The organism is Pseudolysinimonas sp. 10J20-29 (genome assembly GCF_055809595.1).
Genome location: NZ_CM147917.1, coordinates 1,802,311 through 1,825,270, shown reverse-complemented (window position 1 = coordinate 1,825,270; position 22,960 = coordinate 1,802,311). Strand labels below are relative to the sequence as shown.

Below are 22,960 nucleotides of genomic sequence, written 5' to 3'. Positions count from 1 at the left end.
GCTCTGATCAACATCCCCGAAACATTCCCTTCCTAAGATGGGGCAGTGACCACTGCCTTGCCGATCAACCCGCCCGCCCGCCTCCTGATGGGCCCCGGCCCGATCACGGCCGACCCGCGCGTGCTGCGCGCCATGAGCGCCCAGCTCGTCGGGCAGTACGATCCGGCGATGACGGCCTACATGGCCGAGACGCAGGAGCTCTACCGCGGCGTCTTCGCGACCCGCAACGACGCCACCCTGCTCGTCAACGGCACCAGCCGCGCCGGCATCGAGGCGGCAATGGTGTCGCTGCTGGAGCCGGGCGACAAGGTGCTCGTGCCGATCTTCGGACGCTTCGGTCACCTGCTGCGCGAGATCGCGGAACGCTGCGGCGCCGAGGTGCACGTCATCGAGCGCGAGTGGGGCACCGTCTTCACCAGCGCCGAGATCGAGAAGGCGCTCATCGAGGTCAAGCCGAAGCTGCTCGCCGTGGTGCACGGCGACACCTCCACCACGGTCGCGCAGCCCTTCGACGAACTCGGCGCGCTCGCCCACAAGCACGGCGCGCTGCTCTACAGCGACACCACGGCAAGCCTCGGCGGCAACACCTTCCTCACCGACGAATGGGAGGTGGATGTGGTGAGCGCGGGCCTGCAGAAGTGCCTCGCCGGCCCCTCCGGCTCTGCCCCCATCACGATCTCGGATGCGGCGCGCGCCGTCATCGAGGCCCGCAAGTCGATCGAGGCGGGCATCCGCAGCGAGGGCGACCCGGTGCTGGCGAACCCGATCCGCTCCAACTACCTCGACCTGGCTCAGATCCTCGACTACTGGGGCCCGAAGCGACTCAACCACCACACCGAGGCCACCACGATGCTGTACGGGGCGCGCGAGTGCGCCCGCATCATCCTCGAGGAGGGGCTGGAGAGCACCGTCGAGCGGCACCGCCTGCACGGCGGCGCAATGGCGGCGGGCCTCGCCGGGCTCGGCTTCGAGATCTTCGGCGACCAGAGCGTGCGCATGAACAACGTGATCGGCGTGCACATCCCCGAGGGGATCGACGGCGACGCGGCGCGCGCGGCGATGCTCACCGACTACGGCATCGAGATCGGCACGAGCTTCGGCCCGCTGCACGGCAAGGTGTGGCGCATCGGCGTGATGGGCTACAACGCCCGCCGCGACACGGTGCTGACGACCCTCGCGGCGCTCGAGCAGCTGTTGCGCCGCGGCGGCGTGACCGTTCCGGTCGGCGGCGGCGTGGATGCGGCGCTCGACGCGTACGGGAGTGCCGCGTGACCCACGGACTCGACGGAACCCCCGCGATCGACTCGCTGCCCGCCGCGGAGCGCGTGCTGGCGCGCGCCGACGAGCTGGCACGCCACTCCTCGATGGAGGACGGCATCGAGCGCGTCTACCTCAGCCCCGAGCACGCCCGCGTGAACGCGATCGCCGCCTCGTGGATGCGCGAGGCCGGCATGCACTCCTGGCAGGACGCCGCCGGCAATCAGTGCGGTCGCCGCTCCGACGACCCGGAGGACATGCCCGCGCTGGTGCTCGGCTCGCACCTGGACACGGTGCCGGGCGCGGGGCGCTACGACGGCATCCTCGGGGTGCTGGTGGCGATCGAGGTCGCCGAGCGGCTGGAGCACGTCGACCTGCCGTTCGCGCTCGAGGTGGTCGCCTTCGCCGACGAGGAGGGCACCCGCTTCGGTGCGACCCTTCTCGGCTCGCGCGCCTTCTCCGGCGGCTGGAAGTCGGAGTGGAACGAGCTGCAGGATGCCGAGGGCACGACGCTGCACGACGCGGCGCTCGCCTTCGGGCTCGACCCGGAGCGCATCCCGCTCGCCGCACGCAAGCCGGAGGACGTGGTCGCCTACCTGGAGGCGCACATCGAGCAGGGTCCGAGCCTGGAGCGGCTCGACCGCGCGCTCGGTGTCGTGACCTCGATCGCCGCCGCCGAGCGTCGGCTGATCCGCGTGGTGGGGGAGTCCCGGCACTGCGCGACGCCGTGGGAGATCCGCCGCGACGCGCTGCAGGGCGCCAGCGAGATGATCCTCGCGATCGACCAGATCGCGCGCGACCACAACAGCCCGGCGACGATCGGCCACATCTCGGTCGAACCGGATGCGGTGAACGTCATCCCCGGTCTCGCCGAGTTCAGCCTCGACCTGCGCGACGCCACCGCGGAGGGGCGCGACATGACGTGGGAGGCGATCCGCCGCCGCATCCGCGAGATCGCGCTCGACCGCAGCCTGTCGCTCGAGGTCGAGTCGACGCACGCCGCACCCGAGATGGTGTGCGCGCCGCACCTGCGGGAGTCGATCGCGGCGGGCATCCGCTCGACCGGCGACGAGACGCCGCTGGACCTGTTCAGCGTGGCCGGCCATGACGCGATGGCGGTCGGCGAGCTCACCGATGTGGCGATGCTGTTCGTGCGCTGCGCCGGGGGCATCAGCCACCACAAAGACGAGTCGGTGCGGCTGGACGACGTGGCGGCCTCGATCAACGCGATGCACGCGGCGGTGCTCGACGTGGCGCTGCGCTACTCGGCGGGCGACGCGGATGCGCCGGGGCTGGTGCCGTAGGGCTGCACCGCTCGGTCTAGTTCTGTTGCGCGGGCGGACCCAGACCTAGACTCCGCCCATGACGAAGGATCCCGTGGTCACGAACCCGGATCACTACCGGGTGATTTTCGAGAACGACGCGGTGCGCGTCCTGTCCTATTCGGACATGCCGGGCGACAAGACCACGCCGCACGAGCACCCCAACAGCGTGATGTACACGCTGGGGCCGTTCCGGCGCCGACTGACCTCGGGCGACACCCAGCGCGAGGTGGAACTGCCGGGCGGTGTCGCGCTGTGGCTCGACGCGCAGGAGCACCGAGGCGAGAACATCGGCGACACTCCGACGAACGTGGTCTTCGTTGAGCTGAAGGACGGGTCGCTCGGTGGGGCGGCGGGCGGTCTGGGTCCTCAGCTCGACTGAGGAGTCATCCGCGACCCGGCGTCACGCCTCGACGCGCGCGCGGAGCGCCTCCACGATCTGCTCCTGTGTCGGCAGCCCGGCGAGCCCCGTCGGCCTGCGGTAGACGCGGCACGCGAGGTCGTTGGTCGCACCGTCGGAGGGGAACAGGTCGGTGCCGTCGACCTCGATCGTCGGCGAGCCGGCGAAGGCGGTGCCGACGGTGTCCTCCGGCGTCGCGAGCAGCTCCACAGCGACGGCGGTGTCGGAGAGGCCGAGCTCATCGAGGGCCGCGCGCAGTCGCACCTCGGCATCGGCCCAGTTCGGGCACTCGTCGATGCGCAGCAGCCGGACTCGCACGAGCTACACCGCGATCCGTCGCGCGATGACGACCGAGTCGAGCAGAACGGCGGACTCGCCGTCGGGGCCGGTGGCCGGGCGCTCGCGCACCTCGGCGGCGATGGTCTGCCAGTCATCCGCCGGCAGGTCGAGCGCCGCGAGCTCCTCGGCCGGGGTCGGCATCTCGGCGTGGAAGTGCTTCGCCCACGGCGGCGGGGCCGCGTGCGCCACGACGAGCAGGTGCCCGCCCGGGGCGACGAGGGTGGCGGCGCGGCGCAGGATCTCCTCGCGCGAGAGCGTCACGTTCGACTGCAGGAAGCAGGCGCTCACCAGGTCGAAGCGCTGCTCGGTGGTCCAGGTCTCCAGGTCGGCCGCGACCCAGGTGTTGCGGTCGGCGGGGATGCCGCGCCGGGCCGCCTCGTCGGCGCCGCGGCGCACGGCGGTCGGCGAGATGTCGACGCCGGTGACGCGCCAGCCCTGTTCGGCCAGCCACAGACTGTCGCCGCCCTCGCCGCATCCGAGATCCAGTGCGGTGCCCGGCGTCAGCTCGCTCGCGACGGCGACGACGGAGGCGTTGGCGCGGCCCGACCACACCTGGGTGGCCGTCGAGTAGCGCTCTTCCCAGTACTGGGCGGCTTCGTTCTGAGACATGACGTTGAGAATACGCGTGACGACGCTTCCCGGCTGGCACAGTGAAGTGCATGCGACCACCGGAATGCGCCGTCTGCGGCGAGCTGCTGGCGGAGCCCGCCGGAGGGCTGGTGCGCTTCCAGCCCACCGACGAGTCGCGCGCCTGGCGGGAGCGCGCCGAGGCCGAGGGATTCGTCGGTCACCCGCCCGATGAGGAGTGGTTCTGCGCGGCGCACGTCGCCTCTGCCCGCGACCTCGCCGCCACACACACCCGCCCCGCTGCCCTGCGGCGGATCGCCTTCGACGCGCGCCGCGCCGCGAACAGATCGCGGCCGGTCGTGACTCGGGCGATCAGGCCCCTCGATATCGACGAGCTCGGGCAGGCGTTTCGCGGGCTGGTTCCGGCCCTCGCCGAACTTGTCGGGGTGCCGGCGCCCCGGTTGGAGCGGGCGAGCACGCGCACCTGGCATCCAATGGATGGCGCCGTCGCCCCGGACTGCCCCTACGTCGACGACATCCGGTGGACCGATGCCGACGCCCCCATCGCGCTCAGCGCCGACCGCGCGTGGTGGAACGAGAGCGACCTCGGGCGGGGGAGCGAGACCCTGTCGGTCAGGGTGCCCCGGCGCGGCATCGACGTGAGCGTCGTGGGCGCGATCCCCGCCGACGGCTCAACACGGCAGGTCAGCGAGCTGATGATTCTCCGCGAGCTGCCGGACGACGTCGCGGCGCTGCTGGACGCCGCCGTGCCGCCGGCGCCCTAGCCCCCGGCGGGGTCGCAGAGTAGCGTCGAATCAACGACGGAGGAGACGGCGATGAGCGGAAGCGGCACCAAAGACGAGCCCTGGGAGCTGACCACCGCGCCCGGGTCGAGCGCGTACACGATGTACCGCGACTTCGACGCCGACCCGCCCGCCCTCGTCTGCCAGGTCGGCTCGACGAAGCTCTAGTACCACGTGAGCGCGATCGACGACCTCTACGCGTGGCTGCGTGAGCAGGGAGACTGGGTCGACCTCGGGGCGGCCGACGAGAAGAAGGAGCCTGCCCCCGGCACGGTCGAGGCGTGGGGCCGTGACGCATCCAATCCGGTCGGCGGCTGGTACGGCCTCCGCAAGGGCTACCGCGGGCGCTTCGGCATGTACCTGCCCCCGCTTCTCGAGGCGCTCGGCCTCGCCGAGCTGACCCACGAGGCCCGCAACAACCGAGTGCGCGCGATCTGACGCGCGCAGCCCGGGGCGGTCCGTCGCCCCGAGCTGCGCGTCGCACGGCTAAATGCAGCTCTCGTACTCGGCTGCGGTCGGCGAGAACCGCACCCACGAGAAGCTCGTGTCGATCTCGGGTGCGCTCGTGGTGCCGCGGAATGCGTACGGACCGACGTGCGTGAACGCCGCGCTCGCCACCGCGATGTCGCGACCGTAGTCATCGAACTCGATGCCGTCATACGACACCGACGCGCGAATGCTCGTGCCGTCGCTCGTGTAGCGCAGCCAGATCTCGGTCGCGCCCGCAACCTGCGGGGCGGCCGTGTCCTGCCGGTTGCTGCTGCCGTTCTTGTAGACCAGCTCGACCGTTCGGCCCGGCGTCGCGTGCCCCAGATCGAGCTTCGCGTAATGCGTGTCGCTCGCGTAGAGCAGCAGCCCCGCCTGCTGGTAGCTCTGGGTCGGATCGATCTGCACGTGCGTCGTGAACTGCCACGCGCCCGTCGGCAGCTCTTGCTGCAGCAACGGCGCCTGCGCGACACCGCCGATCGAGGTCGGCATCGTCAGCGTCCCACCGGCGACGACGCTCGTCGCCATCGGGCGCAGCTCGCGATCCCAGACACCGCTGGCGAGCGACGTGCCCTCGAACTCGTCACTGCCGTCCGCGGCGCACTGAGCGAACACCGGATTCGCGGGATCCTCCGGGAACCCGCCGAAGCCCGTGCCCGGCGTCGGATCGGTGGTCGCGGCGCCGTCCTTCGCCCACGCGACCGTCGCCCCGAGCCGGTCGCCCGACTCGTAGAACAGATAGGTCTCGCCGCCGAAGGTGACGATCTCGGGGGAGGCGACGCGGCCGACGTCGTCACCGACGCCGCTCGCCTGGTGCAGCACGATCGGCTCGGTGCCGACGATTCGCAGGGTCTCGTCGATCGTGCGGGCGTAGCTCTTGCCGCTCGACGCGTGGTAGGTCACGTACAGCTGCCCGTTCCACTCCCACAGATTGGCGCCCGAGACGTTCTGGCCCTCCTCGGAACCTGGAACGACCACGTAGTTCGGGTCGACCGTCCAGGTGACGCCGTCGACCGATTCCGCGAGTCGAATGCGCCGGATGTTGTCGGCCTGGTTGCTCATGTAGAACATCCCGTACTCGTACGGCGAAGCCGGGTCGGGGTGCTCGAACACGCGGGCATAGCTGGTTTCGGTGGTGCCGTACCCGCCCATCGAGTTCGAGACGACGGTCGTGCCGTAGGTGAAGTTCACCCCGTCGGTGCTGTGCGCGTAGCGGGTCTTGTCGTTCGCGCCGTGGAAGTACAGGAACACCTCGCCGGCGGCCTCGTTCCAGATCGCGTCGGGACTCGACACGTGATTGACGCTGTAGTGCGGCGACCAGCTGCTCGCGATGATCGGGTTCGCGGCATACTCCGTCCACGGACCTTCGAGGCTGTCGGCGTACATCAAGATGATGCCCGCGGGGGCGTCGTGGGGTGCCGCATAGAGGTACCACTCGCCGAGCGGGTCGGTCAGGTGCGCCCCAGCGTGGAACACGCTTGGAAAGATGTACTCGTTCGTCGGGTTGTAGATCATCTCGTCTTTGTCGGTGATCACCCCTTGGTAGCCGAACGACGGCCAGCCGGCCGGTGGGGGTGCGACCGCCTGCGCGGCCGTGGATGCTTCGGGTGCCGCGACGGCGCCCGGCCCGGTGATCACGCCGGCGGCCACGAGGGCCACTGCGGTCACAAGAGCGGGAAGAGCTCGTCGCGCGCGATGCGCTGAGATCGTCATCGATTCCTCCTTGCGTCGTTGGCGCGGCGGCTTCGTTGCCGCCGTTGTCGCCGGCAGTTGACACGACGCCGTGTCGTCTGCGTATACTCACCCGCAGTGCTAATGCGCATTAGCAGGTGAATGCCACGATGCTAATGCGCATGAGCGCCTCGGCTCTAGAAATATCTGCTCATCAGGTGCACGCCTGATCGGCGCGAGCCGACCGCACCACCGGCATCGCCGCCGAACAGAACGAGGACCTCGATGACGAACCCGCAGAACGGCTCGCAGCGCGTCACCCAGCGCCGCATCGCCGAGCTCGCTGGCGTGAGCCAGTCCACGGTGTCGCTGGTGCTCAACGGCAAGGCGGATGCGCTCAGCCGCATCCCCGCCGAGACGCGCGAGCGCGTGCTGCGGGTCATCAAGGAGGCCGAGTACGTCGCCGATCCCGCCGCGCGCCGTCTCGCCGGCGTCGGCAACCGGCTCATCGGCGTCTTCACCTACGAGCCCGCCTTCCCGAGCGCCAGCCTCGACTTCTACGCCGCCCTGCTCACCGGCATCGAGTCCGAGGCCGAGCAGCTCGGCTACGACCTGCTCCTGTTCACCAGCGCCCCCGTCAGCGGCGGGCGGCGCAGCCTGTTCCACGAGAGCAACCGACTCCGTCTCGCCGACGGCTGCCTGCTGCTCGGTCAGGAGATGGACGGCATCGAGCTCGAGCGGCTCGTCGAGAGCGGATTCCCGTTCGTCGCGATCGGTCGACGCGACGCCGCCGGCGTTCCCTACGTGGCCGCCGACTACGTCACCGGAACGGCCGAGCTGGTCGCCCGCAGCTGGGAGCTCGGCCATCGCCGCGTCGCGATGCTGCACCTCGACAGCACCGGCGAGTCGGTGCTCGACCGCCGCGCTGGACTCGTTGAGGAGCTCGCCCGCCGCGGCACCGAACCGGTGCTCCTGCGCGCCAGCGACGGGCACGACCTCGACGCCGACTGGGCGGCCCTCCGCGGCTCCGGCGCCACCGTTCTCTTCGTCGAAGCACCCGCCCACGCGCTCGCGATCTCCCGCCGCGCCGAGGCGGAGGGCCTCCAGATCCCGCGAGACCTCTCGATCATCGCGCTCGCCGACCCCTCGCGCGGCACCGAGATCGGCCCCGATTTCACCCGACTGAGCCCGCCGCGCACGCAGCTCGGCTCCGAAGCTCTCGCCCTGCTCGGGCGCATCCTCGACCCCCGCACGGAGGTGCCCGCAGACGAGCTGCGCATCACCTTGCCGTGCGCCATCACCGACGGCGCCACGCTGGCGGCGCCTCGAACGGAGACCACTCGATGACCACCGAAACCGGACTGGGCGCCCCGGCGCGCGGCGGACACCGTGATGAGCTCGCCTGCGACATCCTCGTCGTCGGGGGAGGGCTCGGCGGCGTCGCCGCGGCGATCGCCGCCCTCGACGCCGGCCGCACGGTCGTGCTCACCGAGGAGTACCGCTGGCTCGGCGGACAGCTCACCAGCCAGGGCGTTCCCGCGGACGAGCACAGCTGGGTCGAGCAGTTCGGCGTGACCGCACGGTTCCGCGCGCTGCGCGACGGCATCCGCGACTACTACCGTCGCCACTACCCGCTGACGGCGGCGGCACGCGCGCTGCCGACCCTGAACCCGGGCAACGGACTCGTCGGCCGGGTCTGCGCCGAGCCGCTCGCGAGCGTCGCCGTCCTCGACGAGATGCTGGCGCCGTATCGCGCCACCGGCCGCCTCATCGTGCTGCAGCCGGCCGTGCCGGTCGCCGCCTCCGTCACGGATGACCGGGTCGACTCGGTCACCGTGCGTCTCACCGACGACGACCGCGACGTCACGATCACGGCGGGCTTCGTGCTCGACGCCACCGAGCTCGGCGACCTGCTGCCGCTCGCCGGAGCCGAGCACGTCACCGGCTTCGAATCCCGCGCCGACACCGGGGAGCCGAGCGCCCCCGACGAGGCCCAGCCGCTCAACCAGCAGGCCTTCAGCTGGTGCTTCATCGTCGACCACGTCGAGGGCGATCACCCCATCGACAAGCCCGCCAACTACGACTACTGGCGCGCGCGGCAGCCCGAGTTCTGGGGCGCCCCGATGATCTCGCTCACCGGGCCCGACCCGCGCACCCTCGAGATCTTCACCCGCACCTTCACGCCGAACCCGGCGCCCCTCGGCGACCTCGTCGCCGACCAGGGCAAGGATGCGGGCGACCGCGAGCTGTGGACCTTCCGCCGCATCATCGACCGCACCAACTTCGTCGACGGCGCCTACCCGAGCGATGTCGTGCTCGTGAACTGGCCGATGATCGACCACATCAACGCGCCGCTGGTCGGCCCCGGCGTCACCGCCGAGGACGCCGAGCGAGCCATGCAGTCCGCCCGCGAGCAGTCGCTCGCGATGCTCTACTGGCTGCAGACCGAGGCGCCGCGCGCCGACGGCGGCACCGGACTGCCGGGGCTGCGCCTGCGCGGCGACCTCGGCCAGGGCCCCGACGGCCTGATGATGGCGCCGTACATCCGCGAGTCGCGCCGCATGCTCACCGTCGGGCGCCTCACCGAGAACGAGCTCTCGATCGCCGCATCCGGGCAGTCCGGGCCGTACACCACCGACGACAGCGTCGGCGTGGGCATGTACCGCATCGACCTGCACCCGACCACGGGCGGCGACAACTACCTCGACATGGAAAGTCGACCCTTTGAGATTCCGCTGGGCATTCTCATCCCGCAACGGATGACGAACCTGCTTCCCGCGGGAAAGAACGTCGGTACCACCCACATCACCAACGGGGCCCTGCGGCTCCACCCGGTGGAGTGGAACATCGGCGAGGCGGCAGGAACGCTAGCAGCCTTCTGCCTGGATCGCGCGGTTGGCCCCCGCGCGGTCCACACCGCTCCCGCGCTGCTGCGGGAGTTCCAAACCCTGCTCACCCAAGGAGGCGTCGAGCTGCACTGGCCCGACGTCACCGGTTACTAGGAGAACACCAATGAGATCAGCAAGGAAGCTGACGGGGGTCACCCTGCTAGCAGCGAGCGCGCTCGCACTGACGGCCTGCACGAGTGCCGGCCCGGCCGAACCCACCGAGGACATCGACCTCCGGATGACCATCTGGTCGTCGAACGAGGCGCACCTCGAGCTCTTCAACGGGATCGCCGACGCCTACATGGCAGACCACCCGGAGATCGCGTTCGATCACCTTCGACCCGCTGCCCTTCGACGGCTACACCAGCACCATCACCACCCAGATCGCAGGCGGCAACGCCCCCGACCTGGCGTGGGTGCTGGAGAACGCCGCGCCCGACTTCGTCGCGAGCGGTGCGCTGCTGCCGCTCACCGAGACGCTGCAGAGCGTCGAGGGCTACGAGTACGACGACATCTCGCCGAGCGCCGCGGGCCTCTGGATGAGCGGCGACGACCTCGTCGCCTACCCGTTCAGCACCTCGCCGTTCGTCGTGTTCGTCAACGACGATCTGCTCGCCGAAGCCGGACAGCCCTCGGGCGCCGAGCTGCTGGCAAGCGGCGACTGGAACTGGGAGACGGTCAGTGAGATCGGGTCCGCGGTGAACGACGCGACCGGCAAGGCCGGCTTCGTCATCCGCGACTTCGAGTACCTCAACTGGGACTACCTCAGCACCGTCTGGAACGGCTGGGGTGCCGCGCCGTGGAGCGACGACGGCGCCCAGTGCACCTTCGACTCGCCCGAGATGGTGGAGGCGTTCGAGTTCCTGCACGCCGCCGCGTTCGAGCAGAACTCGATGCCCGGCCCGGGAACGACCGCCGACTTCTTCGCGGGTGAGGCGGCCTTCACGGTCACCCAGATCTCGCGGGCGAGTCTGCTCGCCGACGGCGGCTTCGGGTGGGACCTGCTCCCGCTTCCGGAAGGCCCCGAGGGGGAGTACTCGGTGACCGGCCAGGCCGGCATCGGCGTGCTCTCGCAGAGCGCCAACACCCAGGCCGCGGCCGAGTTCCTGGCGTTCTTCACGAACCCCGAGAACTCGAAGCAGCTCGCAGCCTACTTCCCGCCGCCGCGCGAGTCGCAGCTCAACGCCGAGACCCTCTCGGCTGCGAACCCGTTGCTCACGCCGGAGCAGATCGAGAACGTCGTCGTGCCCGGCATCGCGACCGGTGAGGTGCGGCCCAGCCACACCGACTCGGCCGAGATCAGCCAGCAGGTGCGCGCCGCACTCGACGCCATCTGGACGGCCGATGCCGACATCGCGTCCGTGCTGGCGACGACCTGTGGCGACATCGAGTCGCTTCTCGCGGGCTGATGACCGCATCCACCCCTTCGGTGCTTCCGGCTCGGGCTTCGGCCCGGGCCGGGGGCGCCCCCGGCCGGCGGCGGTTGGGTCACCGTCAGCGTGACGCGCTCGTCGGCTACCTCTTCGTCGCCCCGCAGCTCATCGGCATCACGCTGTTCGTGCTGGTGCCGCTCGGGCTGATCTTCTACTACGCCTTCCACGAGTGGAACGTGCTCGCGGGCACCTTCACCTTCGTCGGGCTCGACAACGTCGAGAAGCTGTTCACCGATCCGCGCCTCGGCCCGGTGCTGCAGGCTACCGGCATCTTCTCGGGCGGTCTCGTGGTGCTGAACCTCGGGCTCGCGCTGCTGCTCGCCGTGCTGCTCAACCGCCGCTGGCGGGGGATCACCGCCTTCCGCACCATCTTCTTCTCGCCCGTCGTCGTCTCCCTGGTCGCCTGGACGATCGTGTGGGGCTTCCTGCTGCAGGACAACGGAGGCATCAACGGCCTGCTCGCCGTCATCGGCGTCGACGGACCGAACTGGCTGCGCGAGGGGTGGACGGCGATGCTGGCCGTCATCATCGTGCAGGTCTTCAAGAACGTCGGACTCAACATGGTGCTCTTCCTCGCCGCCCTGCAGGGCGTTCCGCAGGAGCTGCAGGAGGCGGCCCGGGTCGACGGGGCCGGACGCGCCACGATCTTCGGGCGGATCATCCTCCCGCTCATCTCGCCCACCATCCTGCTCACCCTGATCATCACGATCGTCGGATCGCTGCAGGTCTTCGCGCAGATCGCCGTGCTCACGCAGGGCGGCCCGGGCATCTCCACGACCGTGCTCGTCTACTACCTCGTGCAGCAGGCCTTCGACTTCCATCAGTTCGGCTACGGGTCCGCGCTCGCGATCCTGCTGTTCCTGATCGTGCTCGTGCTGACGATCGTGCAGTGGCAGCTGCGCAAGAAATGGGTCTTCCATGAGAACTGAGCTCGCACCCGCCCCGGCAGCCGAGGCGCTGCCGGTCGCGACGCGGGTCCCGCCGACCCGGCGCGTCACCGTCGCGCCTGCCCGCCGTGTCGTCTTCTACGGCGTGCTCAGCATCCTGGCGGTGCCATTCGTCTTCCCGACCTGGTGGATGATCACCTCCTCGTTCAAGCCGGTCGGCGAGATCTTCGCGTTCCCGCCGACGCTGTGGCCCGCGAACCCGACCCTGCAGGCCTACGTGGATGCGTTCACGCTGCAGCCCTTCGCGCAGCAGTACTTCAACAGCCTCTACATCGCCGCGTTCGTGACGCTCGGCACGATGCTCATCTCGTCGCTCGCCGGCTACGCGTTCGCGCGGATCACCTTCCCCGGCCAGAACGCGCTGTTCCTCGTGGTGCTGACAGGTCTGCTGATCCCGAGCGAAGTGACGATCGTGCCGCTGTTCCAGATCTTCAACACCTGGGGTCTGATCAACACGCACTGGCCGCTGCTGCTGGTGACCACCTTCGGCGCGCCGAGCGTGCTGGCGACGTTCATCATGCGGCAGTTCTTCATCACGCTGCCGGTGGAGCTCGAAGAGGCCGCGCGCCTCGACGGACTGGGGCGCTTGGCGATCTGGTGGCGGATCGCCATGCCGCTGGCGCGCACGGCGCTCGCCGCGGTGGCGATCTTCACGTTCCTGAACGTGTGGAACCTGTACCTGGAGCCGACCGTGTATCTGCTCTTGCCGGAGCTGTTCACGCTGCCGCAGGCGCTCACGCGCTACACGGACGCCTACGGCGGAGAGATGTGGAACGTGCAGCTTGCGGCGGCCACCATGACCGCGCTGCCCGTGCTCGTGGTCTTCGTCTTCGCGCAGAAGCAGTTCGTCGAGGGCCTGGCCCAGACCGGACTCAAGGGCTGACCCCCACGGCCGCGCCCCGCCCGCCAGGCGGGGCGCGGCGGGGCGGGGCGGGCTCAGGCGGCGCGGCCCGCCCGAGCGGCCTCGGCGTTGTCGAACTCGGCTGTCACCAGCGCGGCGTTGATCGCGGCGCCCGCCGTCACTCCCGCGGCGCTCGAGATCGCCAAGTTGGCGCCGGGGTTCGCGACATTGCCCGCCGCCCAGACGTGGGCGTTGCTCGTCTGGCCCGTCGCATCCACCCTCAGGAAGCTGCCCACCGGGGTGTCGGTCCGCGCGAGGTCGAGCCCCGCGACGCTCGCGTCGAGCGGCGTCATCGGCGCGCCGACGAACAGAGCGTCGAGCTCGTGCTCGGCGCCGTCGGCGGTGTGCACGCGCATCGGCGCATCGGCATCCGAGGCGCCGCCGATCGCGGTCACCGGGCTGTCGACGATCGTGATGTCGCGCGCGGCGAAGCGACGGCGCGTGCCCTCGTCGAGCGAGTCGGATCCTCCCGTGAACACCGTGAGGCGCTCGCTCAACTGGCGCACGAGCTGCGCCTGGTGAACCGCCATCGGCGAGAGCAGCAGCACGCCGAGCCGTGACTCGCGCACCTCCCAGCCATGGCAGTACGGGCAGTGCAGCACGGTGCGGCCCCAGCGCTCGGCGAGCCCCGGGATGTCCGGAAGTTCGTCTCGGAGCCCGGTCGCCAGCAGCACGGTGCGGGCGGCGACGGCTGCGCCGGTATCGAGCTCGACGGCGAGAGCGGCTCCGGCGTCGCGCACGGTGCGCACGGTTCCGGCGGCGAACTCGACGCCGTAGCTCTCGGCTTCGACGCGGCCGCGCGCGAGCAGTTCGCGCGGCGCGATGCCGTCGTGGCCGAGCAGGGTGTGGGCGTGCGGCGAGGTGCGGTTGCGCGGTTCGCCCGCATCCAGCACGAGCACGCGACGCCGGGAGCGCCCGAGCGTCTGAGCGGCGGCGAGACCTGCAACGCCTCCGCCGATGATGATGGTGTCCCAAGAATCGGTCATGCTCGATCCAACCGCGGTCGGCGGGATTCGCATCCCAACTTGCAGAATCGGCAAGTACGGTGGTGGCATGGTGAACGAACTCGACGGCCTCGGAGCACGACTGCGCGACGCACGGCACGCCCGCGGCTGGACCCTCGACGAGCTGGCCGCTCGCGTCGGCATGTCGGCGAGCACGCTGTCGCGGCTCGAGGGCGGCAAACGCCAGGCCAGCCTCGAGCTGCTCATCCCGTTGACGCGCCAGCTCGGCATCCGCGTCGACGATCTGCTTGCCGCGCCGGCGAGCGATCCGCGGGTGCACCGCACCGCGACCCGGCTCCCGGGCCGCATCGTCGCCCCGCTCACGCGCGAGAGCTCGAACGTGCTCGCCTTCAAGATCACGCTCGCCCCGCAGGCGGAACCGCACACCCCGCGAACCCACGACGGATTCGAGTGGTTCTATGTGCTCAGCGGCAAGGTGCGGCTGGTGCTCGGGGAGCAGGAACTGGTGATCTCCCGCGGCGAAGCGGCCGAATTCGACACCCGCACCCCGCACTCGATCAGCGCCGTCGGCGCGCGCCCGGCCGAGGTGATCAGCATCTTCGACGAGTCCGGCGCGCGCCTGCACACCCACGCCTCCCCGTAGCCCCGCCCCTTCCGTCGGGGCTGGCGGGAGGTCAGGGCAGGGGCGGGGTGTCGAGGTCGGCGCCGGTCCAGAGGTCGGCGCAGTCGACCTCGAGCGCGGCGTGGGCGCGCAGGTAGGGGCCCGCGCCGCGGTCGCCGTGCGCCTCCGCGGCGACGGCGGCCCAGTGATCCCGACCGAGGAGCACCGGATGCCCGGGGCGCCCCTCGAACACCGCGCGAGCGAGCGCGCCCGCGCCCGGCTCCACGCTAGTGAGCACGCGCGACACCACCCCGGCGGGAAGCCCCGGCAGGTCGACGAGGGTGATGAGGGCGGCCGAAGCTGCGGAGCTCTCGAGGGCGCGCAGACCCGCGCGCAGCGAGGCGGAGAGCCCCTGCTCCCAATCCTCAGCGACGACGACCGCGACCCCCTCCGGCACGAGAGCGCGCGCCTCGGCGGCGTCCGCCCCGAGCACGACGGCGACGTCGGCGCATCCGCCCGCCCGCAGCGCGGTCACAGCGAGGTGCAGCCACGGGGTGCCCGCCTCATCGCGCCGCAGCGCCTTCGGCCCGCCCGCGCGGGTGCCTGCGCCGGCGGCGAGCACGAGACCGGACACGCGCGCGAAATCCACCATGACTACAGTTGAGCACATGAGCGGTGCACGCCTGATCGGCGAAGACGAAGACGCGCTGCGCGCCGGATTGACGGCGGCGCTCGGCGTGCGGCGCTGGGTGGATGAGGTCGCCTCGGCGGCTCCGTTCGCCGACCTGGCCGAGCTGCGCTCGGTCGCCTCCGCGGCGGGAGCCGACCTGAGCGATCGCGAGATCGAGGAGGCGCTCGCGCACCACCCGCGCATCGGCGAGAAGCCGGTCGGCGAGGGGGCGGCGCAGGCGTTCAGCCGCCGCGAGCAGGCCTCCGTCGACGCCGATGACGCCGAGATCAACGAGCGGATCGCCGCCGGCAACGCCGCCTACGAGGCCCGCTTCGACCGGGTGTTCCTGATTCGCGCGGCGGGACGCTCGCGGGCCGAGATCCTCGCCGAACTCGACCGCCGCATCGCGCTCGACCACGAGTCGGAGCTGCAGAACGTGCGCGAGCAGCTGCTCGAGATCGCTCTGCTGCGCCTTGACCAGATGTTCCACGAGGGAGTGCTCGGATGAGCCGCATCACCACCCATGTTCTCGACACCGCCCACGGGATGCCCGCCGCCGGCGTGCCGGTGCGCCTGCTCGACGGCGACGGCGCCACGATCGGCACCGGCCACACCGACGCCGATGGGCGCGTCAAGGAGCTCGGCCCCGAGGATCTCGCGGCGGGCATCTACACGCTCGTCTTCGACACGCAGCGCTACTTCGACCTGATCGAGGTGGAGGCGTTCTACCCGAGCGTCACCATCGCGTTCCACGTGCGCGACCCCGACGAGCACTTCCACGTGCCGCTGCTGCTGAACCCGTTCGGCTTCAGCACCTACCGCGGGAGCTGATGCGCGACGCCGCGTGATGTCGGTGGTCTCCGAGACGCTGTGAGTACGAGCGAGAGGAGCACCGGCATGAGGCAGATGGCGCAGGATGCACCGGACGTCGCCGTCGTCGGCGCGCCCGTCACGAGCCAGCTCGCCGAGCTGGAACTGCAACTCAGTCGCGAGCTCGCGCCGCAGCCCGCCGAGCCGGTGCTGTGGAGCAAGCCCGCCGGCACTCCCGTCTCGGACGTCTCGCACCTGGCCGAGCTGATGGGGCGGCTGGCCGCTCAGAAATTCGGCTTCGCGATCGGCGGCGTCTCCACCGGAGAGCGCTGGGGGCAGGTCTTCAACGTGGCAGAGCGCGGGGAGGCGTCGACGTACATCGTCGAGGTGCACAACGGCGGCAGCAACGACTTCGCCCAGCGCGTGTTCCGCGGCGACCGCGCGAGCGACTATCCGGCCGCGGCATCGGGCGACCGGCCGCTGCACGACGTCGAGCTGTTCACGGCGACCGCGGCCGCGCGGGTCGTGTGGGACTGGATCCACGTCGGGCTTCCCGCCGGAATGCTGCGCACCCTGCGCCACCTCGACGCCGCGCAGCACCGTCAGTACGGGCTCGACTGACGCCTCAGCCGCCCACGGCGAGGCGTCGGCGCTGCAGGTGGCGTCGCTCGGCCGGATTCGCCACGAGCGCGAGCGCCCGATCGAACGCCTCGGCGGCGCCCGCCGCATCGCCGGAGCGTGCGCGCAGCTCGCCCCGGGTGGCGTGGAACAGGTGGTAGCTCTCCAGACCGGTGATCGACTCGAGCAGCGCGAGCCCCGCGTGCGGCCCGTCCGCCATGGCCACCGCGACCGCGCGATTGAGGGTGACCACCGGCGACGGCTGGATGCGTTCGAGCATCGCGTACAGATCCGCAATCTGCGCCCAATCGGTGTCGGCCGCGGTCGGCGCGTTCGCGTGCAGCGAGGCGATCAGCGCCTGCAGCTGCCAGGGGCCGAGACGACCGTGGGAGGCCGCCTCGCGCATCGCGTCGTTGCCGCGCGCGATGAGCTCGGCATCCCACCGCGTGCGGTCCTGCCGATCCAGCACCACCAGGTCTCCCGCGGCGTCGGTGCGCGCCGCCTCGCGTGAGCGGGCGTAGCGTTCCAGCGCCAGCAGGCCGCCGAGCTCCGGGTGCTCCGGCAGCAGCCGCACCGCGGCCTCCGTCAAGCGGATCGCCTGATCGGCCAGCTCGGCCCGGGTCAGCCCCGCGGCGCTCTCGGTGCGGGCCACGTAGCCCTCGTTGAAGATCAGACCCAGCACCGTGGCGAGCACGGCCACGCGCTCGTCGAGGCGCGCCGGGATGCTGAGCGGAATGCCCGCCGCGCGGATCTTGCGCTTCGCCCGCACGATCCGCTGGGCGAGGGTCTTCTCGTCGACGAGGAACGCCGCCGCGATCTCGGGCGTCGTCAGGCCGCCCGCGAGGCGGAGCGTGAGCGCGACCTGCGCGTCGCGGTTCAGCGCCGGGTGGCAGCACAGCAGCATCAGCCGCAGCTGCTCGTCGCCGACCTCCGACTCCTCCACGATCTCCACCTCCTCCGGTTCGTGCCCCGGCCACGACGGGTCGCTCGCGGGCGCCCGCGTCAGCTCGTGCGCGGACTTCTCGCGCCGCCGCGACTCCGCCGCCTCGCGACGCAGGCGATCGATGGCGCGGTTCTTCGCCACCGTGAACAGCCACGCGGCCGGGTTCGCGGGAATCCCGTCCGCGGCCCAGGTCTCGACCGCTTGCACGAGCGCGTCCTGGACGCACTCGTCGGCGAGGTCGAGGTCGCCGAACCGGCCCGCGAGGAGGGCGAGCACACGCCCGCCCTCCTCCCGAGACAGCCGCGTGATCGCGGCGTTGACGTCGATGCGAGTTCCCGCGCTCAGAAGCCCGCGTCGATCAGGCGTTCGCCGGCGTGGGGGCGCCGTCCGCATCCGGCATCTGGTCGATCGGTCGCACCTCGACCGCGCCCGCCGGGATCGGGATGCGCGTGGCCCACTCGAGCGCCGCATCCAGATCGGCCACCTCGATGCGGTAGTAGCCGCCGAGCTGCTCCTTCGTCTCGGCGAACGGACCGTCGATGATCGTCGGCTCGGCGCCCGCGGTGCGGCGCACCGTCGTCGCCGTGTCGACCGGCTGCAGTCCGGCCCCGTCGACGAAGACCCCCGCCGACATCAGCTCGCGGGTGAACTCGCCCCACGCGCCGACGAACTCCTCGAACCCCGCCTCGCCCGGCTTCGGCTCCCGCATGTCGCGATCCGTCGCGATGATGAGCATGTATTCCATGACGTGCGTCTCCTCTGGGTTCTCTCGGCTCAGCCGAGCAGTCCGATGATGACAGCCGCGAGCACCAGGACGGTGGCATCGTGGCCGATGTAGATCAGGAACAGCGGTCGGGGCATGTCCTGGAACAGCGCGATCGCGGCGTGGCGGGGAACCAGCACCCCGAGCCACAGCACGCCCGCCGCCGCGAAGGCGGCCGCCAGCACCGGGATGCCGAACGCGGCCGAGACGACCGACGTCGCCACGGCGAGAGTCAGCACGAACACCGCCGTTCCGAGCAGCGCCGCGATGTAGACGATCGGCGACGGCGCGTCGGCGTTGGGGCCGAACGAGGCCATCCGACGCCACGGGCGACCGAAGACGGGCTTCGCGAACCAGACCACGCCGACGCCCATGCCGACGACCGTGGCGATCGCGATCGCGACCCAGTTGAGTTGGAGTTCCATTCCTGCGTTCCTCTCGAAGAAGCGGAACCGTTCCGCACTCTCGAGAACATGACGCACGCGGATGACCGGATCGACACCTCCGCGGAAACTTTTTTCAGTAGTCGGTGCGGGCCTCGTTGGCGCGCCAGGCGTCGAACGGGGCGACGGCGTCCTCGGTGCGCACCTCATCGACGCTCGGGTGCTGCCACTCGGAGCTCGGCTGCTCGAACATCGCGTAGAACGCGGAGTCGTCGAATCCGCCCTCGGCGGCGTCGTGCCGGTTCGCGGTGAACACCACGCGATCCAGGCGCGACCAGAGCGCCGCCGAGAGGCACAGCGGGCACGGCTCGCAGCTCGTGTAGAGGGTGGCGCCCGCGAGCGAGAAGTCGCCGACCGTCTGGCAGGCGGCGCGGATCGCCATCACCTCGGCGTGCGCGGTCGGGTCGAGGTCGCGCGTGACGCGGTTCTGACCCTCGCCGATCACGGTGCCGTCGGCGGCCACGATGAGGGCGCCGAAGGGGCCGCCGCCGGCGGCGACGTTCTCGGTGGCGAGGGTGACGGCGCGGGCGAGGTGGTCGGCGTCGGCAGGGGGTTTCGATACGCCGCTGTCGCGGCTACTCAACCCACTCATGCGAGGCCTGCCGAGTGGCGCCAGGCGCTGCCCGCATCCGGGGCGTCGTCGCGCGCGATGGTCGCCTCGATGAGACCGTAGGGCCGGTCGTCGGCGTGGAACACCTCGTTGTTGTTCTCGAGGCCGAACGGCGCCAGGTCGACGACGAAGTGGTGCTTGTTCGGGGCCACCAGGTGGATCTCGACCAGCTCGGGGAAGGTCTCCAGCACCGCCTTGCCCATGTGCCACAGCGTCTGCTGCAGGGCGAGGGACTGCAGGGTCGCGAACTCGCGGATCATGACCGCCTTCACGCCCGGGTAGAGGGCTTCCCAGTCGACGCTGTCCACCGCGGCCGGGTCGACCCGCCACTTCGCGGTCAGCGAGGTCGCCATCACGCGGTCGGTGGTCGGCTGCAGGGTCGTGTACTCGTCCAGCAGGAAGTCGTGGAACTCGGAACCGGTCGACTTCAGGATGATGAAGTCCTTCAGGCCGCCGATCACGTGCGTGACCGTCTCGCCAGCCTCGCCCGGTTCGATCGTGATCGCGGCGGTGCGCACCTCGGGGCCGGTGCGGGTCCAGGTGTGGGTGTGCTCGACGCCCTCGATCACGGCGCGCTGCCAGGTGAACTCCTCGATCTCGACGCGCGCGCCGACGACTGGCTCGACGTCGTCGACGAAGTGGCGGGCGAGCGTGACGCCGTAGGCCTCGGGGGAGGCCACCCCGTGCTTCTTCGCGAAGGCGTAGGCGGTGTTCTTCTGGGTGTCGGTCGGCAGCACGAGCGACTGGTCGCCGGTCAGATACGCCTCGTCGAACGGGCCGCGCAGCGCCGTCGACACGTTGAGGTCGCGGATCTCGTGACGGGCCGTGTCGCGGACGATGCGCACGAGGTGCGTCTCGGCCTTGCCGTACTGGTGGTTCGTGAGGGAGATGGCCATGGGTGAATCCTCTCAGGCTGTGGGGGATGTGTCGGGGGCCGGGCGCTCGAGCATGACGCCCGCACCCGCCGCCGGGGCGACGCCGCCGACCCAGGTGCGGCGGACCTCGCCGCGCACCTCCAGGCCGTCGTAGGCGGTCACCGGGTTCTTGTGGAGCAGCTCGCCCGCATCCACGACGCGCCAGGCGTCGGGGGCGAAGACCGCCAGGTCGGCGTCGGCGCCCACCGCGAGCCGCCCCTTGCGCTCGAGTCGGGCGAAGTCGGCGGTGGCGCGCGCCATCAGGTCGACGACCTTCGACAGCGGCACCCCGGCCACCGACGCGGCGGTCCACACGGCGGACAGCCCCAGCTGCAGCCCGGCGATGCCGCCCCAGGCCTGACCGAAGTCGCCGTCGCCCGTGAACTTCAGCTCGGCCGTCGAGGGGGAGTGGTCGGTGACGATGATGTCGATGGTGCCGTCGATCAGCGCCTCCCAGAGGGCGTCGCGGTTGGCGGCGTCGCGGATCGGCGGGGCGCACTTGAAGCTGGTCGCCGCATCCGGCACCTGCTCGCTGGTGAGCGACAGGTAGTGCGGGCAGGTCTCCACCGTCAGCGGCAGGCCCTCGGCCTTGGCGGCGCGGATCGCCGGCAGCGCCGCAGCGCTCGACAGGTGCAGGATGTGCGCCCGGCAGCCCGTCTCGCGCACCCCCGCGATCACGCCTTCGATCGCCGAGACCTCGGCGTCGTCGGGGCGACTCGCGACGTAGTCGGCGTAGTGGGCTCCGCCGGCGTTCTCGTGGTCGTGCAGCACGTGCGGGTCCTCGGCGTGCACGATCAGCAGGCCGTCGAAGGCGGCGATCTCGACCATGGCGGCGCGCAGCTGCTCGGCGTCGAGATGCTCGAACTCGGGCACGCCGCTCGGGGCGAGGAAGCACTTGAAGCCGAAGACCCCGGCGTCGTGCAGTTCGCGCAGGTGGCCCAGGTTCTGCGGCACGGCGCCGCCCCAGAAGCCGACGTTGACGCTCAGCTGGCCGTCGGCCGCCGCGCGTTTGGTCGCCAGGTTCTCGGGCGTCGTGGTCGGCGGAACCGAGTTCAGCGGCATGTCGATCACGGTGGTGACTCCGCCTGCGGCGGCCGCGGCGGTCGCGCTCAGGAAGCCTTCCCACTCGGTGCGGCCCGGCTCGTTGATGTGCACGTGGGTGTCGACGAGGCCCGGCAGCAGCACCTCGTCGGCGGCCAGGGTGACCGTCTCGGTGCCCGACAGGACCGGGGCATCCGGGGCGTGCTCGGCGATCGCGACGATCGTGCCGTCGGTGACGCCGATCTCGACATCGGTGAACGCGCCGTCGATGAGACCGCGTCCGCGGATCACCAGGTCGTAGCTCGTCATGCCGCCACCCCGATCCGGTCGGAGATCTCGGCGAGAGCCTCGGCGAAGGAGAGCTCCTGGCCGGGGCCGGCGCCTCCGGAGAGGTCGACGCCGACGACGCCTTCCAGCTCGAGGAAGCGCGCCGACAGCTCGGCCGCCGCCGCGATGCCCGCCTCGCGCGGGTCGTCCGCCGCCAGGATGCCGTCGAGGTAGCCCTCGGGCAGGGCGAGCGAGGTGAAGCCGCGAATGAGCTCCGCGCTGCCGCGGTCGACGATGATGGGCACGCACGGAATGTACCCGACGGAGACGTCAAGAGCCCGAGCCGACGCGATGAACTCGCGCACCGGCTCGACGCCGCCCGCGTGGTTCACGAAGCAGATGTCGGCGCCCGCGTGCTGCTTCTGCAGCAGCCGAGCGGGTCGCTGATCGGTCGGCGGCGAGAGCGGGGCCTCGGCCACCGACACGAGGTGTCCGGCGCGCTTCGCGAGGGCGGCGATCTCGGTCGAGTCGAGGTCGAAGACGGGTGCCGCGTCGGGGCGTGATCCGATGCGCGGGTGGTCGCCCGTGACGGAGTGCACGCCCGCGGCGCCCGCGTGAGCGAGGGCGGCGAGCTCGGCCTCGAGCGCGACGCGGTTGCGGTCGCGCGCGTTGACGCCCATCCAGGCCGCCAGGCCCTCGGCCTGGATCAGGGATGCCCGGTACGCGGGCGGGAACTGCACCCGGGCGGTGCCCGAGTCGCCGGCGAGCACCACGTCAACGTGCCCGCGGAGGGTGCGTGCGCAGTCGCGCAGCGAGTCGGGGTCGAGGGCCCGCGCCGGGAAGTCGGCGATCACGATCGGGCGGCTCGCGATCAGTTCGCGCATCGCCTCGCCGCCCGCGGAGGGGACCGGATCGGGCACCGGGTCGGCCATCATGCGCGGGGGTTCGCGGAGTGCGGGGGCGATGCCGCGCCAGGTGACGGTGGCGGCGTCGACGAATACGCAGGCGTGGTCGGCGACCTCGCAGGTGCCGTCAAACTCGACGCCGCCGCAGGGGCCGTACTCCATGCTCTTCGGGCACGCGAACCCCGCGGGTTGAGTAGTCGGCGCAGCCGACGTATCGAAACCGGGGGAGTGCTGAGCGGGTTGAGTAGTCGACGGAGTCGACGTCTCGAAACCGGCGGGGTCTCGATACGCGCCTGCGGCGCTACTCGACCGGCTCACGCTTGCGGGTTGAGTAGTCGACGGAGTCGACGTATCGAAACCGGCGGGGTCTCGATACGCCGCTTCGCGGCTACTCGA

25 protein-coding genes and 1 pseudogene are annotated in these 22,960 nt (G+C 71.1%); 14 read left to right on the top strand and 12 right to left on the bottom strand.

The window, feature by feature from the left end; genetic code table 11:
* Positions 1-45 precede the first annotated feature (45 nt).
* Genes AC0L6Y_RS08890 through AC0L6Y_RS08880 form a run of 3 tightly spaced genes read left to right on the top strand, consistent with a single transcriptional unit; the run spans position 46 to position 2,961 of the window.
* Entirely contained in the window at positions 46-1,272 is a 1,227-nt protein-coding gene (locus AC0L6Y_RS08890) for a pyridoxal-phosphate-dependent aminotransferase family protein (protein WP_473551088.1), read from the top strand.
* On the top strand, positions 1,269-2,561 hold the full coding sequence (locus AC0L6Y_RS08885; protein WP_473551085.1) for an allantoate amidohydrolase: 1,293 nt from the start codon (positions 1,269-1,271) through the stop codon (positions 2,559-2,561). Before AC0L6Y_RS08890 ends, AC0L6Y_RS08885 begins: the two co-directional genes overlap by 4 nt.
* A 58-nt stretch (positions 2,562-2,619) precedes the next feature.
* Positions 2,620-2,961, top strand: a complete 342-nt coding sequence (locus AC0L6Y_RS08880; protein ID WP_473551081.1) for a cytoplasmic protein — start codon at positions 2,620-2,622, stop codon at positions 2,959-2,961.
* 21 nt (positions 2,962-2,982) lie between these two features.
* On the opposite strand, the gene AC0L6Y_RS08875 is transcribed toward AC0L6Y_RS08880, so the two are convergent.
* Positions 2,983-3,297, bottom strand: coding sequence for a hypothetical protein (locus AC0L6Y_RS08875; RefSeq protein WP_473551078.1), 315 nt, complete (start codon positions 3,295-3,297; stop codon positions 2,983-2,985).
* 3 nt (positions 3,298-3,300) lie between these two features.
* Positions 3,301-3,927: a class I SAM-dependent methyltransferase gene (locus AC0L6Y_RS08870; protein ID WP_473551075.1), complete on the bottom strand. Its 627-nt coding sequence runs from the start codon at positions 3,925-3,927 to the stop codon at positions 3,301-3,303.
* Between the two features lie 50 nt (positions 3,928-3,977).
* On the opposite strand from AC0L6Y_RS08870, the gene AC0L6Y_RS08865 reads away from it, so the two are divergent.
* Both AC0L6Y_RS08865 and AC0L6Y_RS08860 read left to right on the top strand, forming a co-directional pair.
* Positions 3,978-4,670, top strand: coding sequence for a hypothetical protein (locus AC0L6Y_RS08865; protein WP_473551071.1), 693 nt, complete (start codon positions 3,978-3,980; stop codon positions 4,668-4,670).
* A gap of 51 nt (positions 4,671-4,721) precedes the next feature.
* A pseudogene (locus tag AC0L6Y_RS08860) lies at positions 4,722-5,126 on the top strand (DUF6855 family protein).
* A gap of 48 nt (positions 5,127-5,174) precedes the next feature.
* Here the strand turns inward: AC0L6Y_RS08860 and AC0L6Y_RS08855 are convergent.
* The gene (locus tag AC0L6Y_RS08855; protein ID WP_473551068.1) at positions 5,175-6,887 is read right to left on the bottom strand and encodes a DUF1349 domain-containing protein; all 1,713 of its coding nucleotides are present in this window, start codon (positions 6,885-6,887) and stop codon (positions 5,175-5,177) included.
* A gap of 243 nt (positions 6,888-7,130) precedes the next feature.
* Here AC0L6Y_RS08855 and AC0L6Y_RS08850 point away from each other — a divergent pair, with 243 nt between their 5' ends.
* The 5 genes from AC0L6Y_RS08850 to AC0L6Y_RS08830 all read left to right on the top strand — a co-directional run bounded on the left by AC0L6Y_RS08850 (position 7,131) and on the right by AC0L6Y_RS08830 (position 12,996).
* The gene (locus AC0L6Y_RS08850) at positions 7,131-8,192 is read left to right on the top strand and encodes a LacI family DNA-binding transcriptional regulator (protein WP_473551065.1); all 1,062 of its coding nucleotides are present in this window, start codon (positions 7,131-7,133) and stop codon (positions 8,190-8,192) included.
* On the top strand, positions 8,189-9,847 hold the full coding sequence (locus AC0L6Y_RS08845) for an FAD-dependent oxidoreductase (protein WP_473551061.1): 1,659 nt from the start codon (positions 8,189-8,191) through the stop codon (positions 9,845-9,847). The genes AC0L6Y_RS08850 and AC0L6Y_RS08845 overlap by 4 nt, the downstream gene beginning before the upstream one ends.
* Before the next feature lie 215 nt (positions 9,848-10,062).
* Entirely contained in the window at positions 10,063-11,142 is a 1,080-nt protein-coding gene (locus AC0L6Y_RS08840; protein WP_473558401.1) for an ABC transporter substrate-binding protein, read from the top strand.
* The gene (locus AC0L6Y_RS08835; RefSeq protein WP_473551057.1) at positions 11,142-12,095 is read left to right on the top strand and encodes a carbohydrate ABC transporter permease; all 954 of its coding nucleotides are present in this window, start codon (positions 11,142-11,144) and stop codon (positions 12,093-12,095) included. Before AC0L6Y_RS08840 ends, AC0L6Y_RS08835 begins: the two co-directional genes overlap by 1 nt.
* Positions 12,085-12,996 carry a carbohydrate ABC transporter permease gene (locus AC0L6Y_RS08830; protein ID WP_473551054.1) on the top strand — a complete coding sequence of 304 codons (912 nt, stop codon included), beginning with the start codon at positions 12,085-12,087 and terminating at the stop codon, positions 12,994-12,996. Before AC0L6Y_RS08835 ends, AC0L6Y_RS08830 begins: the two co-directional genes overlap by 11 nt.
* A 53-nt stretch (positions 12,997-13,049) precedes the next feature.
* Here the strand turns inward: AC0L6Y_RS08830 and AC0L6Y_RS08825 are convergent, their stop codons facing one another.
* Positions 13,050-14,000 (bottom strand): NAD(P)/FAD-dependent oxidoreductase, encoded by a 951-nt coding sequence (locus tag AC0L6Y_RS08825; protein WP_473551051.1) that lies wholly within the window; start codon positions 13,998-14,000, stop codon positions 13,050-13,052.
* 67 nt (positions 14,001-14,067) lie between these two features.
* On the opposite strand from AC0L6Y_RS08825, the gene AC0L6Y_RS08820 reads away from it, so the two are divergent.
* The gene (locus AC0L6Y_RS08820; protein ID WP_473558396.1) at positions 14,068-14,622 is read left to right on the top strand and encodes a helix-turn-helix domain-containing protein; all 555 of its coding nucleotides are present in this window, start codon (positions 14,068-14,070) and stop codon (positions 14,620-14,622) included.
* Positions 14,623-14,653: 31 nt separating this feature from the next.
* Here AC0L6Y_RS08820 and AC0L6Y_RS08815 read toward each other — a convergent pair whose 3' ends face one another.
* Positions 14,654-15,232, bottom strand: coding sequence for a nucleotidyltransferase family protein (locus AC0L6Y_RS08815; protein ID WP_473551048.1), 579 nt, complete (start codon positions 15,230-15,232; stop codon positions 14,654-14,656).
* A 16-nt stretch (positions 15,233-15,248) separates the two neighbouring features.
* Between AC0L6Y_RS08815 and uraD the strand changes: the two genes are divergently transcribed.
* From uraD to AC0L6Y_RS08800, 3 genes are all read left to right on the top strand, one after another.
* Positions 15,249-15,758 carry a 2-oxo-4-hydroxy-4-carboxy-5-ureidoimidazoline decarboxylase gene (gene uraD, locus AC0L6Y_RS08810; RefSeq protein WP_473551044.1) on the top strand — a complete coding sequence of 170 codons (510 nt, stop codon included), beginning with the start codon at positions 15,249-15,251 and terminating at the stop codon, positions 15,756-15,758.
* Positions 15,755-16,081, top strand: coding sequence for a hydroxyisourate hydrolase (gene uraH, locus AC0L6Y_RS08805; RefSeq protein WP_473551041.1), 327 nt, complete (start codon positions 15,755-15,757; stop codon positions 16,079-16,081). Before uraD ends, uraH begins: the two co-directional genes overlap by 4 nt.
* A gap of 66 nt (positions 16,082-16,147) precedes the next feature.
* Positions 16,148-16,681 (top strand): hypothetical protein, encoded by a 534-nt coding sequence (locus AC0L6Y_RS08800; RefSeq protein ID WP_473551039.1) that lies wholly within the window; start codon positions 16,148-16,150, stop codon positions 16,679-16,681.
* Between the two features lie 4 nt (positions 16,682-16,685).
* Here AC0L6Y_RS08800 and AC0L6Y_RS08795 read toward each other — a convergent pair whose 3' ends face one another.
* The 7 genes from AC0L6Y_RS08795 to AC0L6Y_RS08765 form a co-directional block, all read right to left on the bottom strand.
* The gene (locus tag AC0L6Y_RS08795; protein ID WP_473551036.1) at positions 16,686-17,897 is read right to left on the bottom strand and encodes an RNA polymerase sigma factor; all 1,212 of its coding nucleotides are present in this window, start codon (positions 17,895-17,897) and stop codon (positions 16,686-16,688) included.
* An 82-nt stretch (positions 17,898-17,979) separates the two neighbouring features.
* On the bottom strand, positions 17,980-18,366 hold the full coding sequence (locus AC0L6Y_RS08790) for a YciI family protein (protein WP_473551032.1): 387 nt from the start codon (positions 18,364-18,366) through the stop codon (positions 17,980-17,982).
* A 29-nt stretch (positions 18,367-18,395) separates the two neighbouring features.
* Positions 18,396-18,809, bottom strand: coding sequence for a DUF1761 domain-containing protein (locus AC0L6Y_RS08785; protein ID WP_473551027.1), 414 nt, complete (start codon positions 18,807-18,809; stop codon positions 18,396-18,398).
* 94 nt (positions 18,810-18,903) lie between these two features.
* Positions 18,904-19,410, bottom strand: coding sequence for a nucleoside deaminase (locus tag AC0L6Y_RS08780; protein WP_473551025.1), 507 nt, complete (start codon positions 19,408-19,410; stop codon positions 18,904-18,906).
* A 5-nt stretch (positions 19,411-19,415) separates the two neighbouring features.
* A complete protein-coding gene (pucL, locus tag AC0L6Y_RS08775) occupies positions 19,416-20,333 on the bottom strand; it encodes a factor-independent urate hydroxylase (RefSeq protein WP_473551021.1) in 918 nt (305 codons plus the stop codon).
* A 12-nt stretch (positions 20,334-20,345) separates the two neighbouring features.
* The gene (gene allB, locus AC0L6Y_RS08770; RefSeq protein ID WP_473551018.1) at positions 20,346-21,701 is read right to left on the bottom strand and encodes an allantoinase AllB; all 1,356 of its coding nucleotides are present in this window, start codon (positions 21,699-21,701) and stop codon (positions 20,346-20,348) included.
* Positions 21,698-22,726 carry a methylenetetrahydrofolate reductase C-terminal domain-containing protein gene (locus AC0L6Y_RS08765; RefSeq protein WP_473551016.1) on the bottom strand — a complete coding sequence of 343 codons (1,029 nt, stop codon included), beginning with the start codon at positions 22,724-22,726 and terminating at the stop codon, positions 21,698-21,700. The genes allB and AC0L6Y_RS08765 overlap by 4 nt, the downstream gene beginning before the upstream one ends.
* Positions 22,727-22,960: the final 234 nt, after the last annotated feature.

Coding starts and splice junctions, on each gene's coding strand:
- AC0L6Y_RS08880 (WP_473551081.1), top strand. CDS start 2,620: ATGACGAAGGATCCCGTGGTCACGAACCCGGATCACTACCGGGTGATT.
- AC0L6Y_RS08870 (WP_473551075.1), bottom strand. CDS start 3,927: ATGTCTCAGAACGAAGCCGCCCAGTACTGGGAAGAGCGCTACTCGACG.
- AC0L6Y_RS08865 (WP_473551071.1), top strand. CDS start 3,978: ATGCGACCACCGGAATGCGCCGTCTGCGGCGAGCTGCTGGCGGAGCCC.
- AC0L6Y_RS08855 (WP_473551068.1), bottom strand. CDS start 6,887: ATGACGATCTCAGCGCATCGCGCGCGACGAGCTCTTCCCGCTCTTGTG.
- AC0L6Y_RS08850 (WP_473551065.1), top strand. CDS start 7,131: ATGACGAACCCGCAGAACGGCTCGCAGCGCGTCACCCAGCGCCGCATC.
- AC0L6Y_RS08845 (WP_473551061.1), top strand. CDS start 8,189: ATGACCACCGAAACCGGACTGGGCGCCCCGGCGCGCGGCGGACACCGT.
- AC0L6Y_RS08835 (WP_473551057.1), top strand. CDS start 11,142: ATGACCGCATCCACCCCTTCGGTGCTTCCGGCTCGGGCTTCGGCCCGG.
- AC0L6Y_RS08830 (WP_473551054.1), top strand. CDS start 12,085: ATGAGAACTGAGCTCGCACCCGCCCCGGCAGCCGAGGCGCTGCCGGTC.
- AC0L6Y_RS08825 (WP_473551051.1), bottom strand. CDS start 14,000: ATGACCGATTCTTGGGACACCATCATCATCGGCGGAGGCGTTGCAGGT.
- AC0L6Y_RS08820 (WP_473558396.1), top strand. CDS start 14,068: ATGGTGAACGAACTCGACGGCCTCGGAGCACGACTGCGCGACGCACGG.
- AC0L6Y_RS08815 (WP_473551048.1), bottom strand. CDS start 15,232: ATGGTGGATTTCGCGCGCGTGTCCGGTCTCGTGCTCGCCGCCGGCGCA.
- uraD (WP_473551044.1), top strand. CDS start 15,249: ATGAGCGGTGCACGCCTGATCGGCGAAGACGAAGACGCGCTGCGCGCC.
- uraH (WP_473551041.1), top strand. CDS start 15,755: ATGAGCCGCATCACCACCCATGTTCTCGACACCGCCCACGGGATGCCC.
- AC0L6Y_RS08800 (WP_473551039.1), top strand. CDS start 16,148: ATGAGGCAGATGGCGCAGGATGCACCGGACGTCGCCGTCGTCGGCGCG.
- AC0L6Y_RS08790 (WP_473551032.1), bottom strand. CDS start 18,366: ATGGAATACATGCTCATCATCGCGACGGATCGCGACATGCGGGAGCCG.
- AC0L6Y_RS08785 (WP_473551027.1), bottom strand. CDS start 18,809: ATGGAACTCCAACTCAACTGGGTCGCGATCGCGATCGCCACGGTCGTC.
- pucL (WP_473551021.1), bottom strand. CDS start 20,333: ATGGCCATCTCCCTCACGAACCACCAGTACGGCAAGGCCGAGACGCAC.
- allB (WP_473551018.1), bottom strand. CDS start 21,701: ATGACGAGCTACGACCTGGTGATCCGCGGACGCGGTCTCATCGACGGC.
- AC0L6Y_RS08765 (WP_473551016.1), bottom strand. CDS start 22,726: ATGGAGTACGGCCCCTGCGGCGGCGTCGAGTTTGACGGCACCTGCGAG.